The organism is Streptomyces sp. NPDC034085 (assembly GCF_055575555.1).
Map to the genome: position 1 here is coordinate 54,541 of NZ_JBVISL010000004.1, position 25,401 is coordinate 79,941.

The 25,401-nt window shown below is 74.3% G+C and carries 22 protein-coding genes; 8 read left to right on the forward strand and 14 right to left on the reverse strand.

Features of this window, described 5'->3' with window-relative positions:
• The first annotated feature begins 97 nt into the window (after window positions 1–97).
• Window positions 98–1,264 carry an exonuclease SbcCD subunit D gene (locus ACZ501_RS15110; protein WP_468795606.1) on the forward strand — a complete coding sequence of 389 codons (1,167 nt, stop codon included), beginning with the start codon at window positions 98–100 and terminating at the stop codon, window positions 1,262–1,264.
• Window positions 1,261–4,272, forward strand: a complete 3,012-nt coding sequence (locus ACZ501_RS15115; RefSeq protein ID WP_468795609.1) for an AAA family ATPase — start codon at window positions 1,261–1,263, stop codon at window positions 4,270–4,272. Before ACZ501_RS15110 ends, ACZ501_RS15115 begins: the two co-directional genes overlap by 4 nt.
• Here ACZ501_RS15115 and ACZ501_RS15120 read toward each other — a convergent pair.
• Entirely contained in the window at window positions 4,262–4,708 is a 447-nt protein-coding gene (locus ACZ501_RS15120; RefSeq protein ID WP_468795612.1) for an Lrp/AsnC family transcriptional regulator, read from the reverse strand. The genes ACZ501_RS15115 and ACZ501_RS15120 overlap by 11 nt on opposite strands.
• Before the next feature lie 94 nt (window positions 4,709–4,802).
• On the opposite strand from ACZ501_RS15120, the gene ACZ501_RS15125 reads away from it, so the two are divergent.
• Window positions 4,803–5,318, forward strand: coding sequence for a rhodanese-like domain-containing protein (locus ACZ501_RS15125; protein ID WP_468795615.1), 516 nt, complete (start codon window positions 4,803–4,805; stop codon window positions 5,316–5,318).
• Window positions 5,319–5,396: 78 nt separating this feature from the next.
• Here the strand turns inward: ACZ501_RS15125 and ACZ501_RS15130 are convergent, their stop codons facing one another.
• From ACZ501_RS15130 to ACZ501_RS15145, 4 genes are all read right to left on the reverse strand, one after another.
• A complete protein-coding gene (locus ACZ501_RS15130; protein WP_468795618.1) occupies window positions 5,397–7,106 on the reverse strand; it encodes a DUF885 domain-containing protein in 1,710 nt (569 codons plus the stop codon).
• A gap of 105 nt (window positions 7,107–7,211) precedes the next feature.
• Window positions 7,212–8,633, reverse strand: coding sequence for a GNAT family N-acetyltransferase (locus ACZ501_RS15135; RefSeq protein ID WP_468795621.1), 1,422 nt, complete (start codon window positions 8,631–8,633; stop codon window positions 7,212–7,214).
• Between the two features lie 157 nt (window positions 8,634–8,790).
• A complete protein-coding gene (locus tag ACZ501_RS15140; RefSeq protein ID WP_468796592.1) occupies window positions 8,791–10,380 on the reverse strand; it encodes an alkaline phosphatase D family protein in 1,590 nt (529 codons plus the stop codon).
• A gap of 115 nt (window positions 10,381–10,495) precedes the next feature.
• On the reverse strand, window positions 10,496–11,347 hold the full coding sequence (locus ACZ501_RS15145; protein ID WP_468795624.1) for an alpha/beta fold hydrolase: 852 nt from the start codon (window positions 11,345–11,347) through the stop codon (window positions 10,496–10,498).
• Between the two features lie 356 nt (window positions 11,348–11,703).
• On the opposite strand from ACZ501_RS15145, the gene ACZ501_RS15150 reads away from it, so the two are divergent.
• Window positions 11,704–12,456, forward strand: coding sequence for a GntR family transcriptional regulator (locus ACZ501_RS15150; RefSeq protein ID WP_361610444.1), 753 nt, complete (start codon window positions 11,704–11,706; stop codon window positions 12,454–12,456).
• 544 nt (window positions 12,457–13,000) lie between these two features.
• On the opposite strand, the gene ACZ501_RS15155 is transcribed toward ACZ501_RS15150, so the two are convergent.
• The 3 genes from ACZ501_RS15155 to ACZ501_RS15165 all read right to left on the reverse strand — a co-directional run bounded on the left by ACZ501_RS15155 (window position 13,001) and on the right by ACZ501_RS15165 (window position 16,087).
• Window positions 13,001–14,155, reverse strand: coding sequence for an ROK family transcriptional regulator (locus ACZ501_RS15155; protein WP_361606273.1), 1,155 nt, complete (start codon window positions 14,153–14,155; stop codon window positions 13,001–13,003).
• 101 nt (window positions 14,156–14,256) lie between these two features.
• Window positions 14,257–14,907: a response regulator transcription factor gene (locus ACZ501_RS15160; RefSeq protein WP_361606276.1), complete on the reverse strand. Its 651-nt coding sequence runs from the start codon at window positions 14,905–14,907 to the stop codon at window positions 14,257–14,259.
• Between the two features lie 4 nt (window positions 14,908–14,911).
• Window positions 14,912–16,087 carry a sensor histidine kinase gene (locus tag ACZ501_RS15165; RefSeq protein WP_361606279.1) on the reverse strand — a complete coding sequence of 392 codons (1,176 nt, stop codon included), beginning with the start codon at window positions 16,085–16,087 and terminating at the stop codon, window positions 14,912–14,914.
• A 109-nt stretch (window positions 16,088–16,196) separates the two neighbouring features.
• Here ACZ501_RS15165 and ACZ501_RS15170 point away from each other — a divergent pair, with 109 nt between their 5' ends.
• The 3 genes from ACZ501_RS15170 to ACZ501_RS15180 are packed head-to-tail and all read left to right on the forward strand — an operon-like array spanning window position 16,197 to window position 18,362.
• The gene (locus ACZ501_RS15170) at window positions 16,197–17,111 is read left to right on the forward strand and encodes an ATP-binding cassette domain-containing protein (protein WP_468795627.1); all 915 of its coding nucleotides are present in this window, start codon (window positions 16,197–16,199) and stop codon (window positions 17,109–17,111) included.
• A 20-nt stretch (window positions 17,112–17,131) separates the two neighbouring features.
• A complete protein-coding gene (locus ACZ501_RS15175; protein WP_468795630.1) occupies window positions 17,132–17,884 on the forward strand; it encodes an ABC transporter permease in 753 nt (250 codons plus the stop codon).
• Window positions 17,885–17,924: 40 nt separating this feature from the next.
• Window positions 17,925–18,362, forward strand: coding sequence for a hypothetical protein (locus tag ACZ501_RS15180; protein WP_468795633.1), 438 nt, complete (start codon window positions 17,925–17,927; stop codon window positions 18,360–18,362).
• Window positions 18,363–18,375: 13 nt separating this feature from the next.
• On the opposite strand, the gene mug is transcribed toward ACZ501_RS15180, so the two are convergent.
• The 6 genes from mug to ACZ501_RS15210 all read right to left on the reverse strand — a co-directional run bounded on the left by mug (window position 18,376) and on the right by ACZ501_RS15210 (window position 24,496).
• Complete coding sequence (gene mug, locus ACZ501_RS15185) at window positions 18,376–18,921, reverse strand: G/U mismatch-specific DNA glycosylase (RefSeq protein WP_361606321.1); 546 nt, start codon at window positions 18,919–18,921, stop codon at window positions 18,376–18,378.
• Window positions 18,918–20,351, reverse strand: a complete 1,434-nt coding sequence (gene purB, locus ACZ501_RS15190; RefSeq protein WP_361606291.1) for an adenylosuccinate lyase — start codon at window positions 20,349–20,351, stop codon at window positions 18,918–18,920. The genes mug and purB overlap by 4 nt, the downstream gene beginning before the upstream one ends.
• A gap of 71 nt (window positions 20,352–20,422) precedes the next feature.
• Complete coding sequence (locus tag ACZ501_RS15195; protein ID WP_361606294.1) at window positions 20,423–21,205, reverse strand: SGNH/GDSL hydrolase family protein; 783 nt, start codon at window positions 21,203–21,205, stop codon at window positions 20,423–20,425.
• Window positions 21,206–21,240: 35 nt separating this feature from the next.
• Window positions 21,241–22,260, reverse strand: coding sequence for a hemolysin family protein (locus ACZ501_RS15200; protein WP_468795636.1), 1,020 nt, complete (start codon window positions 22,258–22,260; stop codon window positions 21,241–21,243).
• A complete protein-coding gene (locus ACZ501_RS15205; protein ID WP_361606300.1) occupies window positions 22,257–23,597 on the reverse strand; it encodes a hemolysin family protein in 1,341 nt (446 codons plus the stop codon). Before ACZ501_RS15205 ends, ACZ501_RS15200 begins: the two co-directional genes overlap by 4 nt.
• Before the next feature lie 239 nt (window positions 23,598–23,836).
• The gene (locus ACZ501_RS15210) at window positions 23,837–24,496 is read right to left on the reverse strand and encodes a class I SAM-dependent methyltransferase (RefSeq protein WP_361606303.1); all 660 of its coding nucleotides are present in this window, start codon (window positions 24,494–24,496) and stop codon (window positions 23,837–23,839) included.
• 172 nt (window positions 24,497–24,668) lie between these two features.
• Between ACZ501_RS15210 and ACZ501_RS15215 the strand changes: the two genes are divergently transcribed.
• On the forward strand, window positions 24,669–25,298 hold the full coding sequence (locus tag ACZ501_RS15215; RefSeq protein ID WP_468795639.1) for a hypothetical protein: 630 nt from the start codon (window positions 24,669–24,671) through the stop codon (window positions 25,296–25,298).
• Window positions 25,299–25,401: the final 103 nt, after the last annotated feature.

Here is a 25,401-nt window from a genome sequence, read left to right on the forward strand (position 1 = left end):
ACCCCCGGTCCGGCCCGGGCGCGGTCGCGGACCGGTTAGCCTGGAGGGTCGGTGCGGAGCCACGGAGGAGAGCAAGCGTGCGGGTCGGAGCGGTCGAGTGAAGTTCCTGCACACCTCCGACTGGCACCTGGGCCGGTCCTTCCACCGCGTCAGCATGCTCGGGGCCCAGGCCGCCTTCGTCGACCACCTCGTCGAAACCGTCCGGGAGCACGAGGTCGACGCCGTCCTCGTCGCCGGGGACGTCTACGACCGGGCCGTGCCCCCGCTGCCCGCCGTCGAGCTCTACGACCGCGCGCTGCACCGGCTCGCCGACCTCGGCGTGCCCACGGTGATGATCTCCGGGAACCACGACTCGGCCCGCCGTCTCGGTGTCGGCGCCGGGCTGATCGGCCGGGCCGGGATCCACCTCAGGACGGACCCCGCCGGCTGCGCCGACCCCGTGGTGCTGGCCGACGTACACGGTGACGTGGCCCTGTACGGGCTGCCGTACCTGGAACCGGCGCTCGTCAAGGACACCTTCGCCGCCGCGAAGGTCAGCCACGAGGCGGTGCTCGGCGCGGCCATGGACCGGATACGGGCCGACCTGGCAGGCCGGGCCCCCGGCACCCGCTCCGTGGTCCTCGCCCACGCCTTCGTCACCGGCGGGCAGGCCAGCGACAGTGAACGCGACATCGCCGTCGGCGGGGTCGAGGCCGTACCCGCCTGCGTCTTCGACGGGGTGGACTACGCCGCCCTCGGCCACCTCCACGGCTGCCAGACGATCAACGAACGGGTCCGCTACTCCGGTTCCCCGCTCGCCTACTCCTTCTCCGAGGCCGCCCACCGCAAGACCATGTGGCTGGTCGACCTCGGCCCGGCCGGGGAGATCACCGCCGAGCGGATCGACTGCCCCGTGCCCCGCCCCCTCGCCCGGCTGCGCGGACGGCTCGAGGACCTGCTGGAGGACCCCGCGCACACCGCGTACGAGGCCTCCTGGATCGAGGCCACCCTCACCGACCCCGTCCGGCCCGACGAGCCCATGGCCCGGCTCGCCGCCCGCTTCCCGCACACCCTCAGCCTCGCCTTCGACCCCGAAGGCCGCGAGGAGGACGGCACGGCCTCCTACGCACAGCGCCTCAAGGGCCGCAGCGACCAGGAGATCGCCGAGGACTTCGTCGCCCACGTGCGCGGCGGCGGCAGCGCCGACGAGGCCGAGCGGGCCGTACTGCGGGGCGCCTTCGAGGACGTACGCGCCGAGGACGGCCGCCTGGAGGCCGGCCGATGAGGCTGCACCGGCTCCAGGTCACCGCCTTCGGACCCTTCGCCGAACCCCAGACCATCGACTTCGACGCCCTCTCCGGCGCCGGGATCTTCCTGCTGCACGGCCCCACCGGCGCCGGCAAGACCTCCGTCCTCGACGCCGTCTGCTACGCCCTCTACGGATCCGTCCCCGGCTCCCGCCAGGCCCCAGGCACCACCCTGCGCAGCGACCACGCCGCCCCGGCCACCCCGACCGAGGTCACCCTCGAACTCACCGCGGGCGGCCGCCGCCTGGAGATCACCCGGCGCCCGGAACAGGACCGTCCCAAGAAGCGCGGCACCGGCACCACCAAGGACAAGGCGCAGTCCTGGCTCCGCGAGCACACCGGGGACGGCTGGACCGCCCTCAGCCGCTCCCACCAGGAGATCGGTGAGGAGATCGAACAGCTCCTCGGGATGAGCCGCGAACAGTTCTGCCAGGTGGTCCTGCTGCCGCAGGGGGAGTTCGCCCAGTTCCTGCGGGCCGGGGCCGAAGCCCGCGGCCGGCTCCTCGGGCGGCTCTTCGACACCCGCCGCTTCGCCGCCGTCGAGACCCTGCTCGCCGAGCGCCGGCGCGCCGCCGAGGCCCGGGTGCGGGCCGGCGACGAGAAGGTGCTCGCCGCCGCCCAGCGGCTCGCGCAGGCCGCCGGGGACTGCGCCGACCTGCGGGCCTGGCCGCTGCCGGGCCACCAGCCCGGCGACCCGGGGCTCGCGGAGGCCGTCCGGGCCTGGGCGGCCGTCGCCCGGTGCTCCGCCCGGGAGCGGCTCACCGTCGCCGAGTACGCGCTGGCCGCCGTCGAGGGACGGCACGCCGCCGCCCGGCGCGACGCCGAGGAGGCGCGGGAACTCGACCGGCTCCAGCGCCGCCACGCCGAAACCGCCCGCCGGGCGGCCCTGCTGGAGGAGGCCGGGCCGGAGCGCGAGCGCGTACGGGCCCTGCTGGACCGGGCCCGCCGGGGCGCCCTCGTGGCCCCCGCCCTGGAACTGCGCGGCGCAGCCGCCGCCGCCCACCTCACCGCCGCGCACGCCGAGACCCTGGCCCGCGCCGAACTCCCCCCGGCCCTCGCCGGAGCCGGCACCGAGCAGCTCGCCGCCGTCGAGCAGCGCCTGCGCGAGGACCTCGGCGCGGCCGGCGCCGCCCAGCGCGCGGAACAGCGCAGCGCCGAGATCGGCCGCGAGCGCGCCATGCTGGAGCGGGAGTCCCGGGACGCCGACGAGCGGTACCAGGAGTCCGCCGAGTGGCTCGCCCGCTGGGAGGCCACCCGGGCCGGCCTCCAGGAGCGCCTCGACTCCGCGCAGCAGGCCCTGACCCTCGCCGAGCAGCTCGCGGGGCGCCTCGAGCCGGTCCGGATGCAGCTGACCGCCGCCCGGCGCCGCGACGCCCTCGCCGCCGACGCCGAAGCCGCCGCGGGCGAACTGCTGCGGGCGCGCGAGGAGTCGTCCGCCGCCCGGGAGAGCTGGCTGGAGCTGAAGGAGGCCCGGCTGCGCGGCATCGCCGCCGAACTCGCCGAGGCCCTGACCGCCGGGCAGCCCTGCACGGTGTGCGGCTCCGAAGAGCACCCCGCTCCGGCCCGCCCCGCCCCCGGGCACGTGGACCGCGCCGCCGAGGACGCCGCCCACGCCCGCTTCGAACAGGCCGAGGAGCGCAGGGCCGCCGTCGAGCGCAGGCTCGCCGCCGTCCGGGAGGCCGAGACCGAGGCCGCCTCCGCCGCCGGGGACGCCACCACCGCCGAACTCCTCGCCCTCACCGCCGACCTGAGCGCCCGCCACGCCGCCGCCCACGCGGACGCGGCCGCACTGCACACCGCCCGCGAGCGCCTCGCCCGCGCCGAGCGGGAGTACGAGGCGCGCAGTTCCGACCGGCTCGAAGCCGAACGCCGCGCCGCCGCCCGGGCCTCCCGGCGCGAGGCCCTCGACCAGGAGCAGGCCTCCCTCGAAGCCGAACTGGTCCTCGTACGGGCCGACTCGCCCAGCGTCGCCGCCCGCGCCCGCACCCTCGAGGACCGCATCCGGATGGTCACCACCGCCGCCGCCGCGCTGCGCCGGGCGGAGACCACCGCGGCCAGGCTGAAGGAGGCCGACGACCAGCTCGCCGACGCCGCCTTCCGGGCCGGCTTCGAGACCACCGAGGCCGCGGCCGAGGCCGTGCTCCCCGAGTACGAACGCACCGCGCTCCAGCACCGCCTGGACGCCTGGCAGGCCGAGGAGGCCATGCTGGCCGACCGCCGCGCCGAGCGGGACACCGCCGACGCGGCCGCCCTGCCCCCCGCCGATCCGGCCGCGGCCTCGGCCGCCGAGGAGCGGGCCGCCGCGCGGCTGCGGGCCGCCGCCTCGGCCGTCGACGCCGCCCGGGTGCGCTGCACCGAGCTGGACCGGCTCTCCCGTCAGGCGGAGCAGGAGCTGCGCGCCCTCGGCCCGCTGCGCGAGGAGTACGAGCGCGTGGCCCGCCTCGCCGGGCTGACCGCGGGCACCTCCGCCGACAACGAGCGCAAGATGCGGCTGGAGGCGTACGTCCTGGCCGCCCGGCTGGAGCAGGTCGCGGCCGCCGCGACCGTACGGCTCCTGCGCATGTCCGGCGGCCGCTACACCCTGGTGCACTCCGACGCCCGGGCGAGCGGACGCGGGCGCTCCGGCCTCGGGCTGCACGTGGTGGACGCCTGGACCGGCAGCGAGCGGGACACCGCCACCCTCTCCGGCGGCGAGACCTTCTTCTGCTCCCTGGCCCTGGCCCTGGGACTGGCCGACGTGGTCACCGACGAAGCCGGCGGCATGCGCCTGGACACCCTCTTCATCGACGAGGGCTTCGGCAGCCTCGACGAGCAGGCCCTGGACGAGGTGCTCGACGTACTGGACTCCCTGCGCGAGCGGGACCGCAGCGTCGGCATCGTCAGCCACGTCGGCGACCTGCGCACCCGGGTCCAGGCCCAGCTGGAGATCGTCAAACAGCGCGGCGGCTCGGTCGTGCGCCACCGCACGGCGGGCGTCACGGACTGAGCGGGCGCCGGGTGAGCGGGGACGAGTACACGATGCTGGTGGTCACCGGACCCAGCCCTGCGATACGGCCCGTGACCTCCTCCAGATGGGCCATCGAACGGGCGGCCACCTTGAGGACGAAGCAGTCGTCCCCCGTCACGTGGTGGGCCTCCAGGATGTCCGGGGTGGCGTCCAGGAAGTCGTGGAACGGCTTGTAGTTGCCGTGCGGATAGCGCAGCCGTACCAGCGCCAGGATGGACCTGCCCAGCTTCTCGTGGTCGACCACCGCCGTGTAGCCGCTGATGATCCCGGCCTCCTCCAGCCGGCGGACCCGCTCGGTGACGGCGCTCGCCGACATCGACACGGTACGGGCCAGCTCGGTGAAGCTGGCGCGGCCGTCCTGCTGGAGGGCCGCAAGGATGCGCCAGTCGGTGGCGTCGGGGGAATGCGCGGTCATGGAGCAGGTCTAACAGGGGAATCCCCGGAGGAACAAGGTGAAGGCCGGGGATTCCCACTTCCCGGTTGGATCAACAGTTCGTAGATTTTGAGCCATGACGACGACGCAGAACCTGACCGGCGCCCCCGCCACCGCCAACCCCGTGTTGCGGGTTCCCCCGGCCCGACCGGCCGCCGCGGCCGCGTACTTCGCCGCGAGCCTGGCCTTCCACGCGGACGTGTCGGACGTCGCCGCCGCCTTCAGGGCCCACCGGGAGCAGGGCGCCGACCTCGGCTTCCAGCTGGTCGACTCCCGCTCCACCCCCTCCTGGGACCAGGCCCACGTGCCCGGCGCGATCCACCTGCCCACCGCGCTGATCCCTGAGCAGGCCGAGAAGCTCCTCGACCGGAACGTCCCCGTCGTCACCTACTGCTGGGGGCCCGGCTGCAACGGCGGCGCCCGCTCCGCCCTGGCCCTCGCCGAACTCGGCTTCCAGGTCAAGGAGATGCTCGGCGGCATCGAGTACTGGATCCGCGAGGGCTTCGAGGTCGAGACCTGGCAGGGCTCGCAGCAGCGCGCCGAGGCCGACCCGCTGACCGCCCCCACCGACTCGGACGACTGCGGCTGCTGAACCGGCCGAGGCCGGAAGCCGACGGGCCGCCCGCCCCCGTGGGGGAGCGGGCGGCCCGTCGTCGCGTGCGGGGCGCGGTCAGAGCCGCGAGAGCTCGTCCACCAGGTCGTCCAGGCCCAGCGACCCCTGCGACAGCGCCGCCATGTGCCACGCCTTCAGGTCGAAGGAATCGCCGTGCGCGGCCCGCGCGTTGTCGCGCCCCAGCAGCCAGGCCCGCTCACCCAGCTTGTAGCCGATGGCCTGCCCGGGCATCGACAGGTAGCGGGTCAGCTCGCTCTCGACGAAGTCCGCCGGCCGGCCGCTGTGCAGACCGAAGAACTCCTGCGCCAGGTCGACCGTCCAGCGCTCGCCCGGGTGGAACGGCGAGTCCGCCGGGATCTCCAGCCCCAGGTGCATGCCGATGTCCACGATCACCCGCGCGGCGCGCATCATCTGGCAGTCCAGGTACCCCAGGCGCTGCTCGGCGTCCTTGAGGTAGCCCAGCTCGTCCATGAGCCGCTCCGCGTACAGGGCCCAGCCCTCGGCGTTGGCGCTGACCAGCCCGACGCTCGCCTGGTAGCGGGAGAGCTGGTCCGCGACGTGCGTCCACTGTGCGAGCTGGAGGTGGTGGCCCGGAACGCCCTCGTGGTACCAGGTGGAGACCAGGTCGTACACGGGGAAGCGGGTCTGGCCCATCGTCGGCAGCCAGGTGCGGCCCGGGCGGGAGAAGTCCTCGGAGGGGTTGGTGTAGTACGGGGCCGCCGCGCCGCCGGACGGGGCGATCATCGACTCGACCCGCTTGACCCGCTCGGCGAGGTCGAAGTGGGTGCCGTCGAGGTTCTCGATGGCCTCGTCCATCAGGCCCTGGAGCCAGGCGCGGACCTCCTCGACCCCCTCGATGTGGGTGCCGTGCTCGTCCAGGTGCCGCAGGGCGTCCCACGGGTCGCCGCCGTCCGGCAGGATCTTGGCGGCCTCGGTCTTCATCTCGGCGAGCAGCCGGTGGTACTCGGACCAGCCGTAGGCGTACGCCTCGTCCAGGTCGAGGTCCGTTCCGTTGAAGTACCGCGACCAGCGGGCGTAGCGCTCGCGGCCCACCGGGTCCGGCGCGTCGGCGACGGCCGGTGCGTACACGTCCCGCATCCAGTCACGCAGTTCGGCCACGGCGGCCGTCGCGGCGGCCGCCGCCGCGTCCAGCTCCGCGCGCAGGGACTCGGGGCCGACGGCGGCGAACTCGCCGAAGAAGTCCCGGGAGTCCCCGCCGTCCTGCCCGGCCCAGGTGGTGAGCTGCTCCACGAAGGTGGCCGTGGGGCGGGGACTGCCGTACAGCCCGCGCTCCAGGCCGAGCGCGAGGCTCTCCCGGTAGCCGGCGAAGCAGGCCGGCACGGCGCGCAGCCGCTCGGCGATCGCCGCCCAGTCCTCCTCGGTGTCGGCCGGGGTGAGGGTGAAGACCTCGCGGACGGCGTGCGCGGGGGAGTGGATGTTGCTGACGGCCCGCAGGTCCTCGTCGGCCTCGTGGACGGCGAGTTCGGCGTTCAGCCGCTCGCGCAGCAGCCGGGCGCAGCGGCGCTCGGCGTCGCTGTCGGCGCCGGGCAGCCGCTCGGCGGCGTCCAGCCGGGCGAGCGTGGTGCGCAGCAGGTCGCCGAGGGCGGCGCGGCCCGCGGGGGAGTAGTCGGGCAGCCTGCTCGAGCTGGCGGCGATGCCGAGGTAGGTGCCCTGGATCGGGTCGAGAGCGATGAGGTCGTCGACGTAGGCGTCGGCGACCTGGCGGGGCAGACGCGCTGCGCTGTCGGTGTGGAGGGTGTCGGACATGCGGACATCTTCGTACGCGGAAGGCCCTCCCGTCATCACCATAACCGCTCAGCCTCCTGTCGGAGGGGCTGAGCGGCCATAGGGCGTCGGGGCGCGGCCCGTTGGTCAGTGACGGGGGTCGCGCCGGCTTCCGTACGGGGCCTGCGCGCTCGGGACCTCGTACGGCGGGCGTGAGACGGCCGGGGTCGCGTCCAGTCGGGCGGTGATCACCAGGGTGCCCTCCTCGATCTGGTAGTCGAGGGGGAGGCCGAGACCGCGCATCGCCGCGACCATGCCGGTGTTGGAGGCCTGGGTGACGGCGTACACGCTGTCGCACCCGGCCTCCACGGCCATCGCGATGAGGCGGCGCAGCAGCTGCGAACCGATGCCGCGGCGCTGCCAGTCGTCCTCGATGAGCAGCGCGATCTCGGTCTCGTCGCCGTCCCACAGCAGGTGGCCGAGGGCGACGAGCCTGCCGGAGGCGGTGGTCGCGGCGAGGGTGCGGCCGAAGCGCGGGCTGAGCAGGTGGCCGAGGTAGCGGTCGGCGTCGGCGACCGGGCCGTGGTAGCGCAGGCCGAGGGTGCGCCGGCTGCACCGCTCGTGCATCGCGAGGGCGGCTTCGAGGTCGCCGCCGTCGGCGCGGCGCACGGTGATCTCGTTGCCCTCGGGCAGGGTCAGCACGTCCTGGCTCCGGGGGACCCGCGGCCCGAGGCGCGCGTCGAGCTCGACGAGGGCACGGGCGCGGGCGAACTCGGTCGGGGTGAAGGGCAGGTGAGGCCGCTCAACTGTGATCGCGCCGCCCGACGGGTCGCGCAACCGCATCACGGTCGACTCCAGGACGCCCTCGACGGGGGCGTCGGCGCCCGCGTTGGGGCGGCCCGAGAGGGTGGTGGCGGGGATCGACTGGATGGTGCAGCGGCCGAGCAGCTGGCGCAGCGCGAGGGGGAGTTCGGCGGCGTCCAGGGCGGTGCGGGTGGCCAGGCCCAGGACCCGGGTGGGGGTGTCCACCAGGTCGTGGGCGTCGGCCCGCTCGATCCAGGTGCTGCGGCCGCCGGCGTGGGCGACGGCCCGGGTCAGGTGGGCGGAGGCGAGCTCGCGCGGGGAACGCAGCAGGAACTCGTCGACCGTGCCGCCCTCGGGCAGGGGGTGGGTCTGGAGGGTCAGGATGTCGACGCCTTCGCGGGCGAGCGCGGTGCAGAGCGAGGCCAGGCTGCCGGGCTCGTCGCGCACGGTGGTCCGCATCCGCCACAGCGCGGGATCGGCGGGCGCCGTCGCCGTGGCGGGGTGCGGATCGGAGGGGGCCTTGCCCGCGGGAGGCGGCGCATGGCTGTGCCGGCGCGCCCACCAGGTGTGGAAGGCCGCCGTGACCAGGAGCGCGACGGCCGACGCGACCAGCAGGACCGGGCCGTCCGGGCCGTGCGCGACGAGATTGGCGATGCCGTCGGCGACCGCGACGGCGCAGAAGAGGGCGGCGAGTTCGACGAGGTCCCGGCGCCAGTGGTGGCGGTGGGGGCGCTGGGCGGGCGAGGCAGGGTTACGGTCAGTCATGCATCCCACTGTCGCCCGGGGGTGTTGCGTGATCACGAACGGCCTGTGACCGACTGGTTAAGTGTCCGTCTGGCCGGTTTCGCCGGGTTTACCGGCGGATTTTCGCCACGACACGGCCCGCGGGCCGAGGCGGGGACGTTCGGCGCGGCCGCCCCGCTCATGCCTGCCCGACGCGCCCCGGCTGGAGGACCTTCGTGAACAGGACGCCGCCTCCCTGGCGGCGCAGCCGGACGGTCAGCTCCCCGCTGCCGCCGTCGATCTCGACCTCGCCGTAGTACGGGGGGTGCTCGGCCGGGGACATGTTGGCGACCGGCGCCGACCGGACGAACTCCGCGCGCGGCCCGAAGGTGGCGTCGAGCCGGCCGGCCGGGAAACCGCCCGCGCCGATCGGCCCGGAGACGAACTCCCAGAACGGCGCGAAGTCCGGGAAGGCGGCGCGCTCCGGCGCGTAGTGGTGGGCGGCGGTGTAGTGGACGTCGGCCGTGAGCCAGAGGGTGCCCGTGACGTGCCGGTGCTTGATGTGGCGCAGGAGGTCGGCGATCTGGAGCTCGCGTCCCAACGGCGCCCCCGGATCACCCTGGGCAACCGCCTCGAAGTCCACCGACCCGTCCGGGACGACGACCCCCAGCGGCATGTCGGCGGCGATGACCTTCCAGGTGGCCCGGGAGCGCGAGAGCTCCCGCTTCAGCCACGCCAGCTGCTCTGCACCGAGGATGCCGACCGGGTCCTCGGTCTGCCGGCCCGGCGAGTTGGCGTCGCGGTGGGCGCGCATGTCCAGGACGAACACGTCGAGCAGCGGGCCGTGCCGCAGCACCCGGTACATCCGCCCCTCGGCGCGTCCGCCCCGCAGATCCGTGACCGGGAAGTACTCCCCGAACGCCTGACGGGCGCGGGCGGCCAGGGTGTCGACGTCCTTGACGGTGTAGCGCGGGTCGTCGAGCAGCTGCCCCGGGTACCAGTTGTTGCGCACCTCGTGGTCGTCCCACTGGGCGAGGACGGGGACCCGGGCGTAGAAGTCGCGCAGGTTGTGATCGAGCAGGTTGTAGCGGAAGTTCCCGCGGAACTCCGCCAGCGTCTCGGCCACCTTGGACTTCTCCTCGGTGGTGACGTTGTGCCAGACGCGGCCGTCGGGCAGCGGCACGGCCGCCCTGACGGGTCCGTCGGCGTAGACCGTGTCCCCGCTGAAGAGGAAGAAGTCGGGCTCGCGCAGCCGCATCTCGTCGAAGACGCGGTATCCGCCCAGTTCCGGGTTGATGCCCCAGCCCTGGCCCGCCAGGTCCCCCGACCACAGGAAGCGCACGTCCTGGCCGCGGGAGACGGGAGTCGTGCGGAAGCTGCCGCGCACCGGCTCGCCGGAGCGGCGCGGGTCGTCGGGGTCGGTGAGCACGACCCGGTAGTGGACGAGCCGGCCGGGCGGCAGGTCGCGCAGGGTTGTGGTGCCGGTGTGGTCGGTGGCGGGGCCGAGGAAGGGACCGCCGTGGCGGCGCACGCCGTAGCGGAACGACTCGCTCGGGGAGGTCTCGACGTACATCCGGGCGGGCCGGTCGGAGCGGGTCCAGACGGTGGCCGAGTGCGGGGTGATCTCCCCCGACTGGATCCCCCAGAGCGCGGCCGGCCGGCCGGCTCGGACGAACCCGGGGGCGCGGCGGGACGAGGCCCGGGCGGGCGCGGCCGGCGCCGTGGACAGGGCCAGGCCCAGCGGGACGGCCAGGGAGCCGCCGAGCAGGGTCCGTCGGGTGTGCGGCATCGGTGCCATGGGTGCGTCTCCAGGGGCCGGCGGGGGCGGGCCGGACCAGTGTGCCGTCGCACACGGGACCGACCGCGTCGCCCACGCGAACCGCGGATGAACAGCCGCCGGCCGGTCAGGCGGGGTACCCGGTTGCCGAAGCCGCCGTGTCCAGGATGACGCGTGCCACCAGCGCCGGGTCGTCGTTCATCGGCACGTGGCCGCAGCCCGGGAGCCGGACCAGGCGGGCTCCGGGGAGTGTGCGCTTGGCCCGGAGGCCCTGGCGGCGCAGGAGCAGCCGGTCGTGCTCGCCCCAGGCGATGGTGACGGGCAGTCCGGGCAGGTCGCCGGTGAAGCGTACGGAGCCGCCCGCGGCCAGCGTCTGCTCGAAGCCGGTGGCCTGCCGCAGGGCGAGCGTCTCGGCTACCACTGCCGCCGGGGCGCGGAGGGCCGGGCGGGCGTAGATCGTGCCGGTGAGGGCGGCCCGGCCGGGACCGCTGCGCGAGAGCCGCTCCAGGGTGGACACGGGCAGCGTCCTGGCCCCGGCGCGCATCGCGCGCAACGCGGTGAAGGCGTAGCGCCGTTCGGACTCCGTCCAGAACCCGGCGGGGGAGAGGGCGGTGACCGAGCGGGCGAGACCGCTGCGCCCCATCTCCAGGGCGAGCAGCCCGCCGAGGGAGTTGCCCGCGACGTGCGGGCGCTCGACGCCGAGCGCCGCGCAGAGCGCTCCGAGGGCCGGGGTGACGGTGGCGAGGTCGTACGGGACGCCCGCGGGCAGCGGCCCGGAGGCGCCGAAGCCCGGGAGGTCGACGGCGATGACGTCGTGGCCGGCGGCCAGGATGCCGGTCACCGGGTGCCAGGCCTGGAGGTGGTGGCCGATGCCGTGGAGCAGGAGAAGCGGTTCGCCGGCGCCCTTGCGTTCGTAGGCGACGGTGGCGGTGCGGGGGCCCAGCGGCGAATCGATCGTGAAGGAGACCGTGGCGGTCATGCTGCTCCTCGTCGGGTGGACGCGTGTGAGACAGGCCGTCAGTAACGACTGGCTCCATGATTACCGCCCGGTAGCCCCCGGCTACAAGCCCTCGTACAGCTCGGGCGACGTCCTCGCGAAGCGCGCACGACGTGCGGGTGCCGAGCGAGAACATCCTGTGAACGGCTTGCTACATATGCCCGATCTGCCCGGCAAAGCGGCCAGGATTGGTCTTGACCAAGGGGGTGCACCGTCCTATCGTCGCGGATAGTGCAGGAACCTTTAATAAACAAGGGCGCGGAACTGCGGCGCGGAAACGCCGCTGGAACACGGCGATGCCGGACACGGTGACAGCGGCGATTGCAGGAGGAGTCAGGGTGGGGACGACGCAGCTCGAATCGGTGCCGGAGCCGAAGTACTGGCACCTGAAGACCGTGCTCAGCGACGCGCTGGACCAGGACTTCGCGGTCGGTGAGATCCTCCCGAACGAGCGTGAGCTCGCCGCGCGCTTCGGAGTCGCCCGCGCCACCCTGCGGCAGGCCCTGGAGCAGCTGGAACTCGAAGGCCGCCTCCAGCGCCGCCGCGGAGTCGGCACCACCGTCGCCCCGCCGCGCGTGGGCGTGGCCGTCGGAAACGCCCAGCACGGCTGGCCCGGCGAGGGCGTCGACGGCTGGGAGGCGGTCGACGCGGTCGAGGCCGTGCCCGCCGCAGCCGTGCTCGCGCTCCTGGGAACCGAAGCCGGTCGGCCCGTGCACACCGTGCGCCGGACCCGCGTCACCCAGGGCCAGGCCGTCGCCGCCGAGCTGCTGTACGTGCCCGCCGCCTCCGTGCCCGGGCTCTCCGCCATCGACGCCCCGGCCGGGCCCGCCCGGGCGCGGGCCGTGCTGCGGGAGCTCCAGCGGCTCTCGCTGGAGGGGCAGGACCGGTCGGTCGAGCTGGGCTCCGCCCGGGCCGACGACGCCAAGGAGCTGGACCGGCTGCCCGGCGCGCCCGTGCTCCTGGTGACCACCCGCTACTTCACCGCCGCGGGCACCGCCGCCGTCTCGGTGGCCACGTACCGCGCCGACACCTGCCGCCTGACCTTCGGCGACTCCGGCGTGGAGATCACGGAAACCCGCGCCGCGTCCTGACCCGGCACGCCGGCGCAACCCCGGGCGCCCTACGGGCCCCGGGGTTTCCGCTGCCCCGACCCGGCCGGCGGTCTCCCGGCGACGGGCCGCCGCCGGGCGGAACGCGCCGGGCCGGAATGCGACGGCGGGAATGCGGCGGGCCGGCATGCGGCCCGCCGAACGGCGACCGGCCGGAAAGCCGCGGGCCGGCATCCGACCGGCCGGAAAGCGCCGGGCCGGCCGGAAAGCGGCGGGCCGGTATGCGACGGCGGAATGCGGCGGGCAGGACGCCGCCGGAGCGCAGGGGGCCCGCGCCGGAAAGCGGCGGGCCGGTAGGCGACCGGCCGGGATGTCCCCGGTCGGAGTGGCGCCGCCGGGAGGGCGGCGGTCGGGCGTCGACCCGTACAGGCGGGAGCGGGGCCGGCTCGGCGGTCGGGCGCCGACGCGTACGGGCGGGAGCGCGGCCGGGAGGTCGCCGGGCAGGCGGGGAGCGGGGCCGGTGCGATCCCGGGGGTTCGGCTCGGCCGCCCGGGCCACCTCCGGCGGCCCGCGCCCGCCCCGGGGGTCAGCGGCGGGCGGTGACCGTCTTCTCCACCGCGAACAGTTCCTCCTCGACGTGGTCCAGCGCGAGACGCAGGGCGCCCGTGGCCACGGCGGCTTCGCCGAGCAGGGACAGCGCCACCCGCGGCGGGCGCAGGCAGTAGCGCTCCAGTTCCCGGCGCAGGGGGTCCAGGACCCCGTCCAGGCCGGCCGCCCAGCCGCCCACGACCACGAGCTCCGGATCCATCGCCAGCACCAGCGCCGCCACGTCGTGCACGAGCCGCTGGAGGAATCGTTCCACCGCGGCCACCGCGCGCTCGTCGCCCCGCTTGGCCATCGCGAACACCTCGGCGACCGCCGGTTCGTCCAGCGGGTGGAGGGGTTCGCCGGTCGTCGACAGCAGCCGCTCGGGGGTTGCCTCCCGTCCGAGCAGGTGCAGTGCGCCGATCTCGCCCGCCGCGCCGCCGAAGCCCCGGTGCAGCCTGCCGCCGATCAGCGAACCGGCGCCCGGGCTGAGCCCGGCCATCACGAACACCATGTCGTCGGTGTCGCGCGCGGCGCCCTTCCAGTGTTCGGCGACCGCCGCCGCGTTGGCGTCGTTCTCCACCTGGACGGGACAGCGGAACGAGCGCCGCAGCCGCTCGCCCAGCGGCAGTCCCGTCCAGCCGGGCAGGGCCGTACCGAGGCGAACCGTTCCGTCGGCCTCCACGATGCCCGGGCTGCCGACCCCGACCGCCCGCAGGGAGTCACGCGGGATACCGGCCCGGCGCAGCAGATCGGCGACCGCCGCCCGCACACGCTCCAGGCGCTCATCGGCCGAGGCCGTCTCGGCGACGTCCTTGGTGCCGGCTCCGATGACCCGGCCGTCGAGTCCCGACAGCAGTACGGCGATCCGGTGCGAGCCGATCTCGATGCCGAGCAGATGCCCCGCCTCGGCGCGGAAGCGGAACCTTCGGGCGGGCCGGCCCTGCCGCCGGGCGCCTTCCTCGGCGACCGCCTCGACCACCAGCCCGGTGCCCATCAGCCCCTCCACGACCCCCTCGACGGTCGGCCGGGAGAGCCCGGTCACCCGCGTGAGGTCGGTGAGGCTCGGCGATTCGGCCGCCCGCAGTGCGCGCAGCACCACGGCCGAATTGATGCGCCGGAGCAGAGAGGGATCCCCGCCGGTCAGCTGCCCCAACGTGTGTCCTCCCAGCTAACGACCCTGTCAGCCGGATCGTACTGCGCCCCCGCCGCGGCGGCGAGAAGCGGCCCCCCGTGAGCGGAGAACGGCTCCCCGGCTCAGGCGGGCGAGACGAATCCGGACTCGTACGCCGTGATCACCGCCTGGGTCCGGTCGCGCGCCCCCAGCTTGCCCAGGACCGCGCTGACGTGAGACTTCACGGTCTCCGTGCCGACGATCAGCTCACGGGCGATCTCCACGTTGGTCAGCCCCCGCGTCATGAGGCGCAGCACTGCCTCCTCGCGCTCGGTCAGCGCGGCCCGCTCCAGCACCGCGCGGGCCTCCCGGTTCCCGTACTCGGCGGCGAGGGCCCGCACGGCGGCGGGAAAGAGCAGGCTCTCGCCCTCCGCCACGAGCCGCACCGCGTGCACGATCTCCGAGGGCCGGGCCCGCTTGAGCAGGAAGCCGTCGGCTCCGGCGCGCAGGGCCTGGTAGACGTACTCGTCGTTCTCGAAGGTCGTGACCACCAGGATCTTCGGCGGGGAGTCCACCGACCGCAGGACCGCCCGGGTCGCCTCGATCCCGTCGAGCAGCGGCATGCGCACGTCCATCGCCACGACGTGCGGCCGCAGTTGGCGCACGAGGGGGATGACGGACGCCCCGTCCGCGGCCTCGCCCACCACCTCGATGTCGGGCTGGGCCTCCAGGACGGCGCGCAGACCCGCGCGCACCAGGGGTTCGTCGTCGACGAGCAGTACGGTAACCGGCATCCGGTCAGGGTATTCGCTCCAGCGGAAGCCGCGCGCGCACCCGCCAACCGCCCTTGTGCGGGCCCGTTTCGGCCTCGCCGCCGAGCAGTGCGGCCCGCTCCCGCATACCGCGAAGCCCGCTCCCGCGGCCCGTCGTGACGGCCGGGGACACCGGCAGTGGATTCGTCACCTCCAGATCCAGTCGGCCGGCGCCCATGTCGATCCGCACACGGATGGGGACGGGACCGCAGTGGCGCAGCACGTTGGTCAGCGCCTCCTGCAGGATCCGGTACCCCTCCCGGGTGACGGGGCCGGGCAACTTCTCCAGCGGCCCCGTCAGTTGCGCGTCCACCGCCGCACCCGAGGCGCGGGCCGACTCCAGCAGCCGGTCCGCCTCCACGAGCGTCGGCCGCTGCGACGGTGGCTGCCCCGACTCCCGCAGCACCATCAGGACCCGGTCCAGGTCCTCCAGCGCCGCCCGGCCCGTCTCCTCGATCGCCTTCAGCGCGCGGTCGGTGAACTCCGGGTCGCCGGCCGCCCTCGCCGCACCCGCCTGCACCACCGCCACCGTCAGGGCGTGCCCGATGGAGTCGTGCAGCTCCCGCGCGATCCGGGTCCGCTCCAGCAGCTGTTCCGTACGCGCCTCCAGCGCGGTCAGCCGCTCGGCGGCGGACGGCCCCAGCAGACGCCGCGCTATGGCGGTGATCAGTTCGCCGAGCAGCACCACGACGACGACCAGCACGACCAGCGGCACGGGAGCGAGCAGGGCCGCGGCCCAGCGCTCCAGCACGAAGGGGACCATGGGGTCGGAGTTCAAGGGGTGCCCGAGCGCGATCGCGGTCAGCTCCGCGGCCGTGACCGGGAGCCAGACAGTGGCGAACATGGCCGCGCCGGCCACGAGCAGCCGTATCTCCAGCCACAACACGGTCCGCCACCGGTCCGCCCAGCGCGCCGACGGAGCCGTGCCGATGAGGCTGTCGTCGCTGCCCCGGTCCTGCGGAGTGAGCAGGAACTGGGCCTGGAGCCCCTCCGCCAGCCGCACCCACGGGACGAACCCGAAAGGTATGACGATCAGCAGCGGCATCCACGGCGAGGACGGGTGGATGAACATCCACAGGGCGAGCAGCAGCAGCGGGACGCACAAGTGCAGCCAGCGCGAGTACGTCACCGGCCGCAACGGGGCACGGAGAAGTCGGATCATGCCTCCCATCGTGGCAGGGGAGGACCCGGGGCCGTCTCCCCCACGTGGGGGAGACGGCACCCCCGCGCGGGGGAGGGAAGGGGCGGGGCCGGACGGCGAATCTTGAGTCATGAACCGCATCGAGATCCGCGAACTGACCAAGTCCCACGGCCCCCACCGGGTCGTGGACCACCTCACCTTCGACGTCATGCCGGGCAGGGTCACCGGATTCCTGGGACCCAACGGCGCCGGCAAGTCCACCACCATGCGCCTGATCCTCGGCCTGGACCGGCCGTCCTCCGGCAGGGCCACCATCGCCGGAAGCCGGTTCACCGACCTGCGCAGGCCGCTGCGCCAGGTGGGCGCGCTCCTCGACCCACAGGCGGCCCACGCCGGACGGAAGGCCCGCGACCACCTCCTCGCCCTCGCCGTCAGCAACGGCATCCCGCCCGCCCGGGTCGACGCGGTCCTCGAGCAGGCCGGCCTCGCGGCGGTCGCCCGCCGCCGGATCGGCACCTTCTCACTCGGCATGCGCCAGCGCCTGGGCATAGCCGCCGCACTGCTGGGGGACCCGGGCGTCCTGCTCCTGGACGAGCCGACCAACGGCCTCGACCCGGAGGGGATCATATGGATCCGTGAGCTGATGCGCGGCCTTGCCGCCGAAGGGCGCACGGTCTTCGTCTCCAGCCACCTCATGGCCGAATCCGCCTCCTTCGTCGACCACCTCGTCGTGCTCGGGCAGGGCCGGCTGCTCGCCGACAGCTCGCTGGAGGAGTTCATCGACGCCCGCAGCACGCCCCGGGTGCGGCTGCGGACCCCGGACCCGGACCGGTTGGCGTCCGCCCTGGCCCGCGAGGGCCTGGACCTGGCCGACGCGGGGGACGGGCGCTGGACCGTCGAGGGCATACGCGCCGAACGGGTCGGGACCCTCGCAGCCCGAGAGGGCATCGCCGTACTGGAACTCGCCGACGAGCGGGCCTCACTGGAGCAGGCCTACCTCGAACTGACCGCCGACCGCACCCCCTTCTCCGCCACCGCCGCCTGAACCCGATGGGAGCCACCGACGTGACCGCCGCAGCCCTGCCCACCGTCCCCGTCCTGCACTCGGAATGGATCAAGATACGGTCCGCCCGCGCGGTCCTCGGATCGCTGATAACCGTCTTCGCGGCCACCGTCGGCATCACGGTGCTCACCGCCGCCGCGATCGGGACCTCGGAGCCCGGCGCCCTCGGCGAGGACCGTCTGCTCGGGGCCTTCTTCGGAATCAACTTCGGTCAGATAGCGGCCATCGCCTTCGGCGCGACCGCCTTCGCAGGGGAGTTCCGTGGCGGAGCCCTGCGGGTGTCGCTGACCGCCGTACCCAACCGGACCCGGCTCTACCTGTCCAAGGCCGCCGCCGTGGCCGGACTCGCCTTCGTGGTCGGGCAGATCACCGGTCTCGTCACCTTCGTGGCCGGGCAGGCGCTCATGGGGGAGTACGGCCTCTCCCTGGGCGACCCCGGGGCACTGCGCGCCGTCTTCGGCAGCGGGATCTACCTGACCCTGATCGCCCTGTTGTCGGCCGGCCTGACCGCGCTGGTGCGCAGCGGCACCCTGGTGATGAGCCTGCTCATACCCTTCCTGCTGATCCTGCCCTTCGTGGTGGGCCAGGTCGTGGGCGGGGCCATGCAGTTCATGCCCGACCGGGCGGGCCAGCTGGTGATGCGGACCCACGCGGAGGGCTCGCTCGGTCCGTGGAGCGGGCTCGCGGTGACCGCGCTGTGGGCCCTCGTCGCCCTGGGGGCGGGCTGGCTGGCCGTACGGCGGCGCGACGCGTGACGCCGGGCCAGTTGTCAGTGCCCCGGCCGATACTGACGGCATGACCACGGCAGAGCACCTCGAGACGATCGACCGGCTCCGGGCGCAGGGATTCCCGCCCGAGCCGGCTGTGTCCGGCGATCAGAGCAGCGGCCCGGGGTACCGCCTCGTCCAGCTCAGCCGGACCCGGGACTTCTGGGACGACGACGGTTCCGGCCGGGAGGAGGCGGCCGATCAGATCAGTGCCGAGTACGGGGCGCTCACCCAGGCCCTGACCGACCGGTGGGGACCGCCGCAGGTCTTCGGACTGGCGTCGCTGCTGGACCGGGGGTTCGACGGGGAGGAGATACCGGAGCCGTGGAACGAGCTGTGCAACACCACCGACCACGTGCACCTGTGGCGGGTCGAGGAGCAGTGGCTGCTGATGTGCGTGGCGCAGTGGGACAAGGAGTTCCCCTTCATGCTGCTGGCAGGGGTCACCGTGGTCGACCCGCCGTAGCAGGCGGCGCGCCTCAGACGCCGCCGGACTCCGCGGCCGCCCGCAGGCGGGCGAACTCCTCCGCCATGGACGCGGCCGTCCAGTGGGCGTTCAGGCCGCTGGGGTTGGGCAGGGCCCAGATACGGGTGTTGCCGATGGTGCGCTCCTGAGGGCCGATCACGGCCTTGCGCTCGCCGAAGGCCGTGCGGTACGCGGTCACGCCGACCACGGCCAGCCACTGGGGGCGCAGGAGCTCCACCTTCGCGGTCAGGATCCGGCCGCCCTCGAGGAACTCCTCGGCGCTCAGCTCGTCGGCACGGGCGGTGGCCCGGGCGACGACGTTGGTGATGCCGAGGCGGTAGGTCAGCAGCTCCTCCTGCTCCGCGGGGGCGAGCCTGCGGGGGGTGAAACCCGACAGGTGCAGGACCGGCCAGAAGCGGTTGCCGGGGCGGGCGAAGTGGTGGCCCGTCGCGGCGGAGAGGAGGCCCGGGTTGATCCCGCAGAACAGCACGCGCAGACCGCCCGCGACCACGTCCGGGACGACGCGGCCGCGGGCGGCTTCGAGCTCTTCGGGGGTCAGAGGATCGACCCGGGAGCGTAGCCGGCGGCCTCCGGGTGCTCCTTGGCGATGGCCTCGATACGCGAGACCACGGCGGCCACCTGGTCGCCCGCGGCACCCGTGAAGGAGAGCTTGTCGGCCATGAGGGCGTCCAGCTGCGCACGGTCCAGCGGCATCCGCTCGTCGGCCGCCAGCTTGTCCAGCAGCTCGTTGCGCTCGGCGCCCTGCTCGCGCATGGCCAGGGCGGAGGCGACGGCGTGCTCCTTGATGACCTCGTGCGCGGCCTCGCGGCCCACACCCGCACGCACCGCGCCCATCAGCACCTTGGTGGTGGCGAGGAAGGGCAGGTAGCGGTCCAGCTCGCGGGCCACGACGGCGGGGAAGGCGCCGAACTCGTCGAGGACCGTGAGGAAGGTCTCCAGCAGGCCGTCGAAGGCGAAGAACGCGTCGGGCAGCGCCACCCGGCGCACGACCGAGCAGGAGACGTCGCCCTCGTTCCACTGGTCGCCGGCCAGCTCGGCCGTCATCGAGGCGTAGCCGCGCAGGATGACCATCAGGCCGTTCACGCGCTCGCAGGAGCGGGTGTTCATCTTGTGCGGCATCGCGGAGGAGCCGACCTGGCCGGGCTTGAAGCCCTCGGTGACCAACTCGTGGCCGGCCATCAGGCGGATCGTCTTGGCGATGGAGGAGGGGGCGGCCGCCAGCTGCACCAGGGCGGTGACCACGTCATAGTCGAGCGAGCGCGGGTAGACCTGGCCGACGGAGGTGAACGCCTGCGAGAAGCCGAGGTGGGAGGCGATCCGCTGCTCCAGGTCGGCCAGCTTGGCGGCGTCGCCGCCCAGCAGGTCGAGCATGTCCTGGGCGGTGCCGACCGGGCCCTTGATCCCGCGCAGCGGGTAGCGCTCGAGGAGGTTCTGCAGGCGGTCGTAGGCCACCAGCAGCTCGTCGGCGGCGGTCGCGAAGCGCTTGCCCAGGGTGGTCGCCTGCGCGGCCACGTTGTGGGAGCGGCCGGCCATGACCAGCTCGGCGTGCTCGCCGGCGAGCTTGCCGAGGCGGGCCAGGACGGCGACCGTGCGGTCCCGGGCGAGTTCCAGCGAGAGCCGGATCTGCAGCTGCTCGACGTTCTCGGTGAGGTCGCGGGAGGTCATGCCCTTGTGCACGTGCTCGTGGCCGGCGAGGGCGTTGAACTCCTCGATCCGGGCCTTCACGTCGTGCCGGGTGACCTTCTCGCGCTCGGCGATGGAGGCGAGGTCGACGGTCTCCAGGACGCGCTCGTAGTCGGCGAGGGCGGCGTCGGGGACCTCGATGCCGAGGTCCTTCTGGGCGCGCAGCACGGCGAGCCACAGCCGCCGCTCCAGCGTGACCTTGTACTCGGGGGACCACAGGACGGCGAGCTCCGCGGAGGCGTAGCGGCCGGCCAGGACATTGGGGATGCGGGGCTTGGCTGTCACGTGTAGGGATTCTACTTGGGGTGCGGCTGTGCGTTTACGCAGGTAGGGGCTGCCCCGGGGATTGTGGCTTGCTACGAGTGCGGCGGTGTGCCGTACGGCAGCAGCTCCGGCCGCTTGGCGGGGCGTCCGTCCCCGGACGAGCGGCCCGTCAGCCGGCGCCCGATCCACGGCAGCAGGTGCTGCCGGGCGAAACGCAGGTCCTCGGCCCGCCGCACGGGCCACCCCGGGGGCGCCGCGGGCGCCAGGGGCACCCGCCAGTCCTCCTCGGCGGGCAGCCCGAGAGTCTGCCAGACGGCCTCCGCCACCCTGCGGTGCCCCTCCGCCGTCAGGTGCAGCCGGTCGACGTCCCACAGGCGCGGGTCCGCGAGCGCGGGAGCCCCGTACAGGTCCACCAGCAGCGCCCCGTGCCGCGCGGCGAGCTCTTCGAGGATGCCGAAGAGCTCCTCCATGCGCGGCCGGAAGCGTTCCATCACCGGCCCGTTGCGGCCGGGCGAGCGCATCAGGACCAGGTGCTTGCAGGAAGGCGCCAGGAGTTCCACCGCGCTCTCCAGATGAGCCCTGACCCGCCCCATGTCCACCTTGGGGCGCAGTGCGTCGTTGAGCCCGCCCACCAGGGTCACCAGGTCCGCGCCCATCGCGGCGGCGGCCGGGGCCTGCTCCTCGGCGATCTGTCCGATCAGCTTTCCGCGCACCGCCAGGTTCGCGTAGCGGAAGCCCGGCTCGCGAGCGGCGAGCCGGGCGGCCAGCAGGTCGGCCCAGCCCCGGTAGGAGCCGTCGGGAAGCAGGTCGGACATCCCCTCGGTGAAGGAGTCGCCGACCGCGACGAAACTGGTGTAGGACGCATTCATCTCCATGGCGGAGCGATGCTACCGCGCGGTAGGCGCGCGTCCTACGCCGAGGCGGGCTTGCCGAACAGCTCGCGCAGCACGTCCTCCATCGTCACCAGGCCCGCCATCGTCCCGTCCGGACCGAGGACCGCGGCCAGGTGCGTTCGGCTGCGCCGCATCGCGGTCAGCACGTCGTCCAGCGGGGTCTCCGCCCGTACCTGCGCGATCGGGCGCAGCGTGGACAGCGGGAAGGGCTCGTCCCGCTCCAGCACGTCCAGCGCGTCCTTCACGTGCAGGTACCCCAGGATCCGCTGCCGGCCGTCGACTACCGGGAAGCGGGAGTACCCCGACCGGGCCGACAGCCCCTCCAGCTCCGCCGCGGTGACGCCCTGCCTGGCGGTGACGACCCGGTGTACGGGCAGCACCACATCGGCGACGGGGCGGCGGCCCAGCTCGAGGGCGTCGTGCAGCCGCTCGCTCGCCCGGTCGTCGATGAGCCCCGCGTCGCTGGAGTCCTTCACGATCCGGGCCAGCTCGTCGTCCGAGAACGTCGCCGTGACCTCGTCCTTCACGTCCACCCGCAGCAGCCGCAGCAGGGCGTTGGCGAAGGCGTTGATCGCGAAGATCACCGGCTTCAGCGCCCGGGTCAGGGCCACCAGCGGCGGCCCCAGCGCCAGCGCGGTGCGCACCGGCTCGGCCAGGGCCACGTTCTTCGGCACCATCTCGCCGAACAGCATGTGCAGGTAGGTGGCCAGGGCCAGCGCCACCACGAAGGAGATCGCGTGCGTCACCCCGGACGGCACCCCGACCGCGTCGAGCAGTGGGCTCAGCAGGTGCGCGATGGCCGGCTCGGCCACCACGCCCAGCACCAGGGTGCACAGGGTGATGCCCAGCTGGGCCGCCGCCATCAGGGCCGATACGTGCTCCAGGCCCCACAGCACCGCGCGGGCGCGCCGGTCGTCCTGCTCGGCGTACGGCTCGATCTGGCTGCGCCGGACCGAGACCAGCGCGAACTCCGCGCCGACGAAGAAGGCGTTGACGACCAGCGTCGCCAGGCCGATCAGCAGCTGGATCGCGGTCATCGGGTCTCCTCCGCCGCTTCGTCGCCGACGGCTTCGGCCGGCTCGTGCAGGAGCACCCGGGCGGCCCGGCGCCCGCTGGCGTCGACCACGTCCAGGGACCAGCCGTCGAGCTCCAGACGGTCGCCGACGGCCGGGATCCGGCCCAGTTCGGTCGCTATCAGCCCGGCGAGGGTCTCGTACGGGCCCTCCGGCACCCGCAGCCCGATCCGCCGGAGCTGGTCGGTGCGCGCGGCGCCGTCGGCCGAGTACAGGGCGCGGCCCGCCTCGTCCGTGCCGGCCGGGGCCAGGTCCGGGGTCTCGTGCGGGTCGTGCTCGTCGCGCACCTCGCCGACGACCTCCTCGACGATGTCCTCGAGGGTGGCCACTCCGGCCGTGCCGCCGTACTCGTCGATCACCACGGCCATCGTCTGCTTGCCGGACAGCCGATCCAGCAGCCGGTCCACGGTCAGCGACTCCGGTACGAGGAGCGGCTCGCGCAGCAGCTGTGCCACCGGATGGCGGTGCCGCTCCTCGGCGGGCAGGGCCAGGACGTCCTTGATGTGGACGATGCCGACGACCGTGTCGAGGCTGCCCCGGTAGACGGGGAAGCGCGACAGGCCGGTGGCCATGGTCGCGTTGGCCACGTCCTCGGCGGTGGTCTGCACGTCCAGGGCGGTGACCTGGACGCGCGGGGTCATCACGTTCTCCGCGATCAGGTCGGCGAGGTTCAGGGTCCGCACGAACAGCTCGGCGGTGTCCTGCTCCAGCGCGCCGGCCTTGGCGGAGTGCCGCGCCAGGGCCACCAGCTCCTGGGGGCTGCGGGCGGAGGCCAGCTCCTCGGCGGGCTCCATGCCGAAGCGCCGGACCATGTGGTTGGCCGTCGTGTTCAAGTGGCTGATCAGCGGTTTGAACGCGCGGGCGAAGACCCGCTGCATGGTCGCCACGCGCTTGGCGATCGCCAGCGGCGAGGAGATCGCCCAGTTCTTGGGGACCAGTTCGCCGACCACCATCAGCACGACCGTCGACACGACGGTGCCGAGGACCAGGGCCGTGGAGGACGCGGCGCCGGCCGACAGGCCCATGTCCTCGAACGGGCCGGTCAGCAGGGCGGCGATGGAGGGCTTGGAGATCATGCCGATGACCAGGCCGGTCACGGTGATGCCGAGCTGGGCGCCCGAGAGCTGGAAGGTGAGGGTGCGGACGGCGGCCAGGGCGCTGTCGGCCCCCCGCTCGCCCCGCTCGACGGCCCGTTCGAGTTCGCTGCGCTCCACGGTGGTCAGCGAGAACTCGGCCGCGACGAAGACTCCGCAGGCGAGACAGAGCAGCAGCGCCACGACGAGCAGGAGTACCTCGGTCATCGGTCGTTCACCTCCGTCCCATGGTCGGTCAGGAGGAGGGGGGCCGCGCGGTGTCGCGTGGCGGGAGGTCGGGAACGGGGAGGCTCGCCCATGGGCGCAGGCTCACACCTTTCGTATGCGATCGGGGAAGGAACCGTCGATCACATGGTAAAGGAAAGGCAAAGGAGGTGGCGCGTCCTTTTGGGCGAGCGGGCGCGGGCGGTCACCTGCCGCACAGCCCGGACGGAGCGGCTGCGGTATCAGTCGTCCAGCCGGCGGGCCGAGCCGATGACGCAGTACGAGGTGGGCAGGGCCGGTCCGCGTTCGGGCAGGCGGAAGGAACGGTGCGAGACGATCCGGAAACCGGCCGCCTCCACCGCGGCGAGCGGATCGCGCGCGGTGTGGCAGCCGCCGAACAGGCGCGGCCACACCGTCCGGTCGAGCGCCCGCTGGACGGCGGCCATCCCCGGGCCCGGGGCGAGCCCGTGTTCCAGGAAGCGCAGCTCGGCACCCGGGCGGAGCACCCGGTGGAGTTCGGCGAGGGTGCGCGGCAGGTTGCGTACGGTGCACAGCACCAGCGAGGCGACGGCGACGTCGAAGGCCTCGCTCTTGACGGGGAGCGCCTCGGCGACCCCCGGGACGAGGTCCACCGGAACGTCGGCGCGCAGCGCGGCCGCGGCGGCGAGCCGGCGCAGGGTGCGCTCCGGCTCGATGGCGACGACCTCGGAGACGGCGGGCGGGTAGTGCGCGAAGTTCAGGCCGTTGCCCGCGCCGATCTCGATGACGCGGCCCGACGCACCGTGCAGGAGCTCGCGGCGCAGGGCGCCGATCCCGGCGCGGGACTCGGCGGCCGTGCTGGCGCGGGCGTAGAAGCGGGCGAAGTACGGGTGGTGCACGGGGTCGGGAGCAGGGGTGGGCATGGCGGGCCTCCGGGCGCGGATCGGCGGCGGACGGACGACACGGCTGCGCGTGCCCTTCGGGGCTGTTCCCCAGCCGGGCCCGTCCCGAAACCGGCCGTGCTCTAGCGGCGGAGGCGATAATCGGCACTTCTGCCACCGCACTTGGCGCGGGGCGACCGAGGAGAGTGCGACCTTGACATCCCGTACGGCCACCGTCCGGCGCCCGGCCGCCGTGCTGCTCGCCACCGCCGCGTTCCTGCTGGCCGGCTGCGGATCGGCCCCGGATCCGGCCACGGAACCGCCCCCCGGAACCGCCCCGGCCGCGCCCCCGGGTGCGACCCCCCGGGCGGAGGCCTCCACCGCCGGTCCCCATGCCGCCTTCTTCGCGGAGGTGGCCGCCCGCTGCGCCGGAGCCACCGCCCCGGCCGTCTCCGCCTCCGCCCCCGCCTCCGCCGGGACCGGGGCGGCCCCGCAGGACCCGGAGTCGCGCAAGTACGCCGAGAACCACGCGTACCGGCAGCAGACGGAGCTGAGCCCCGCGGCGCGCTGCCGGGGGGAGGCCCACGCCGCCCGGATCCGGGCGGCGCTGGCCGCCACGCCCGTGACGGGCGCCGCCGAACTGACGGCGCTGCTGCGCGGCCTGGGCTACCCCGTCGGCGGCGGTGACGTGTTCGAGGGGAGCGGCGCGGGCGGACCGGGCTTCGCGCTGCCGGTCCCGGGCGGCGGCCCCTGCGTCTCGGGCCGGGCCGGCACCCCCGCCCGCGTCGAGACGCACGGCGTCTACCTGGAGGGCGGCTGCAAGGAGCCGACGGGGGGCCACTGAGCCCGGCCCCTCACCCGAGGCCCTGCGGTTCGGCCGCTGAGCCGGCCCCTCAGCCGAGGCCCTGTGGTTCGGCCGCTGAGCCGGCTCCCCAGCCGAGGCCCTG

Bases quoted from the DNA above. Each gene is read 5' to 3' on its own strand.
- ACZ501_RS15115 (WP_468795609.1), top strand. From the start codon at position 1,261: ATGAGGCTGCACCGGCTCCAGGTCACCGCCTTCGGACCCTTCGCCGAA.
- ACZ501_RS15120 (WP_468795612.1), bottom strand. From the start codon at position 4,708: ATGACCGCGCATTCCCCCGACGCCACCGACTGGCGCATCCTTGCGGCC.
- ACZ501_RS15125 (WP_468795615.1), top strand. From the start codon at position 4,803: ATGACGACGACGCAGAACCTGACCGGCGCCCCCGCCACCGCCAACCCC.
- ACZ501_RS15130 (WP_468795618.1), bottom strand. From the start codon at position 7,106: ATGTCCGACACCCTCCACACCGACAGCGCAGCGCGTCTGCCCCGCCAG.
- ACZ501_RS15135 (WP_468795621.1), bottom strand. From the start codon at position 8,633: ATGACTGACCGTAACCCTGCCTCGCCCGCCCAGCGCCCCCACCGCCAC.
- ACZ501_RS15140 (WP_468796592.1), bottom strand. From the start codon at position 10,380: ATGCCGCACACCCGACGGACCCTGCTCGGCGGCTCCCTGGCCGTCCCG.
- ACZ501_RS15145 (WP_468795624.1), bottom strand. From the start codon at position 11,347: ATGACCGCCACGGTCTCCTTCACGATCGATTCGCCGCTGGGCCCCCGC.
- ACZ501_RS15160 (WP_361606276.1), bottom strand. From the start codon at position 14,907: ATGCCGGTTACCGTACTGCTCGTCGACGACGAACCCCTGGTGCGCGCG.
- ACZ501_RS15165 (WP_361606279.1), bottom strand. From the start codon at position 16,087: ATGATCCGACTTCTCCGTGCCCCGTTGCGGCCGGTGACGTACTCGCGC.
- ACZ501_RS15170 (WP_468795627.1), top strand. From the start codon at position 16,197: ATGAACCGCATCGAGATCCGCGAACTGACCAAGTCCCACGGCCCCCAC.
- ACZ501_RS15180 (WP_468795633.1), top strand. From the start codon at position 17,925: ATGACCACGGCAGAGCACCTCGAGACGATCGACCGGCTCCGGGCGCAG.
- ACZ501_RS15195 (WP_361606294.1), bottom strand. From the start codon at position 21,205: ATGGAGATGAATGCGTCCTACACCAGTTTCGTCGCGGTCGGCGACTCC.
- ACZ501_RS15200 (WP_468795636.1), bottom strand. From the start codon at position 22,260: ATGACCGCGATCCAGCTGCTGATCGGCCTGGCGACGCTGGTCGTCAAC.
- ACZ501_RS15205 (WP_361606300.1), bottom strand. From the start codon at position 23,597: ATGACCGAGGTACTCCTGCTCGTCGTGGCGCTGCTGCTCTGTCTCGCC.
- ACZ501_RS15210 (WP_361606303.1), bottom strand. From the start codon at position 24,496: ATGCCCACCCCTGCTCCCGACCCCGTGCACCACCCGTACTTCGCCCGC.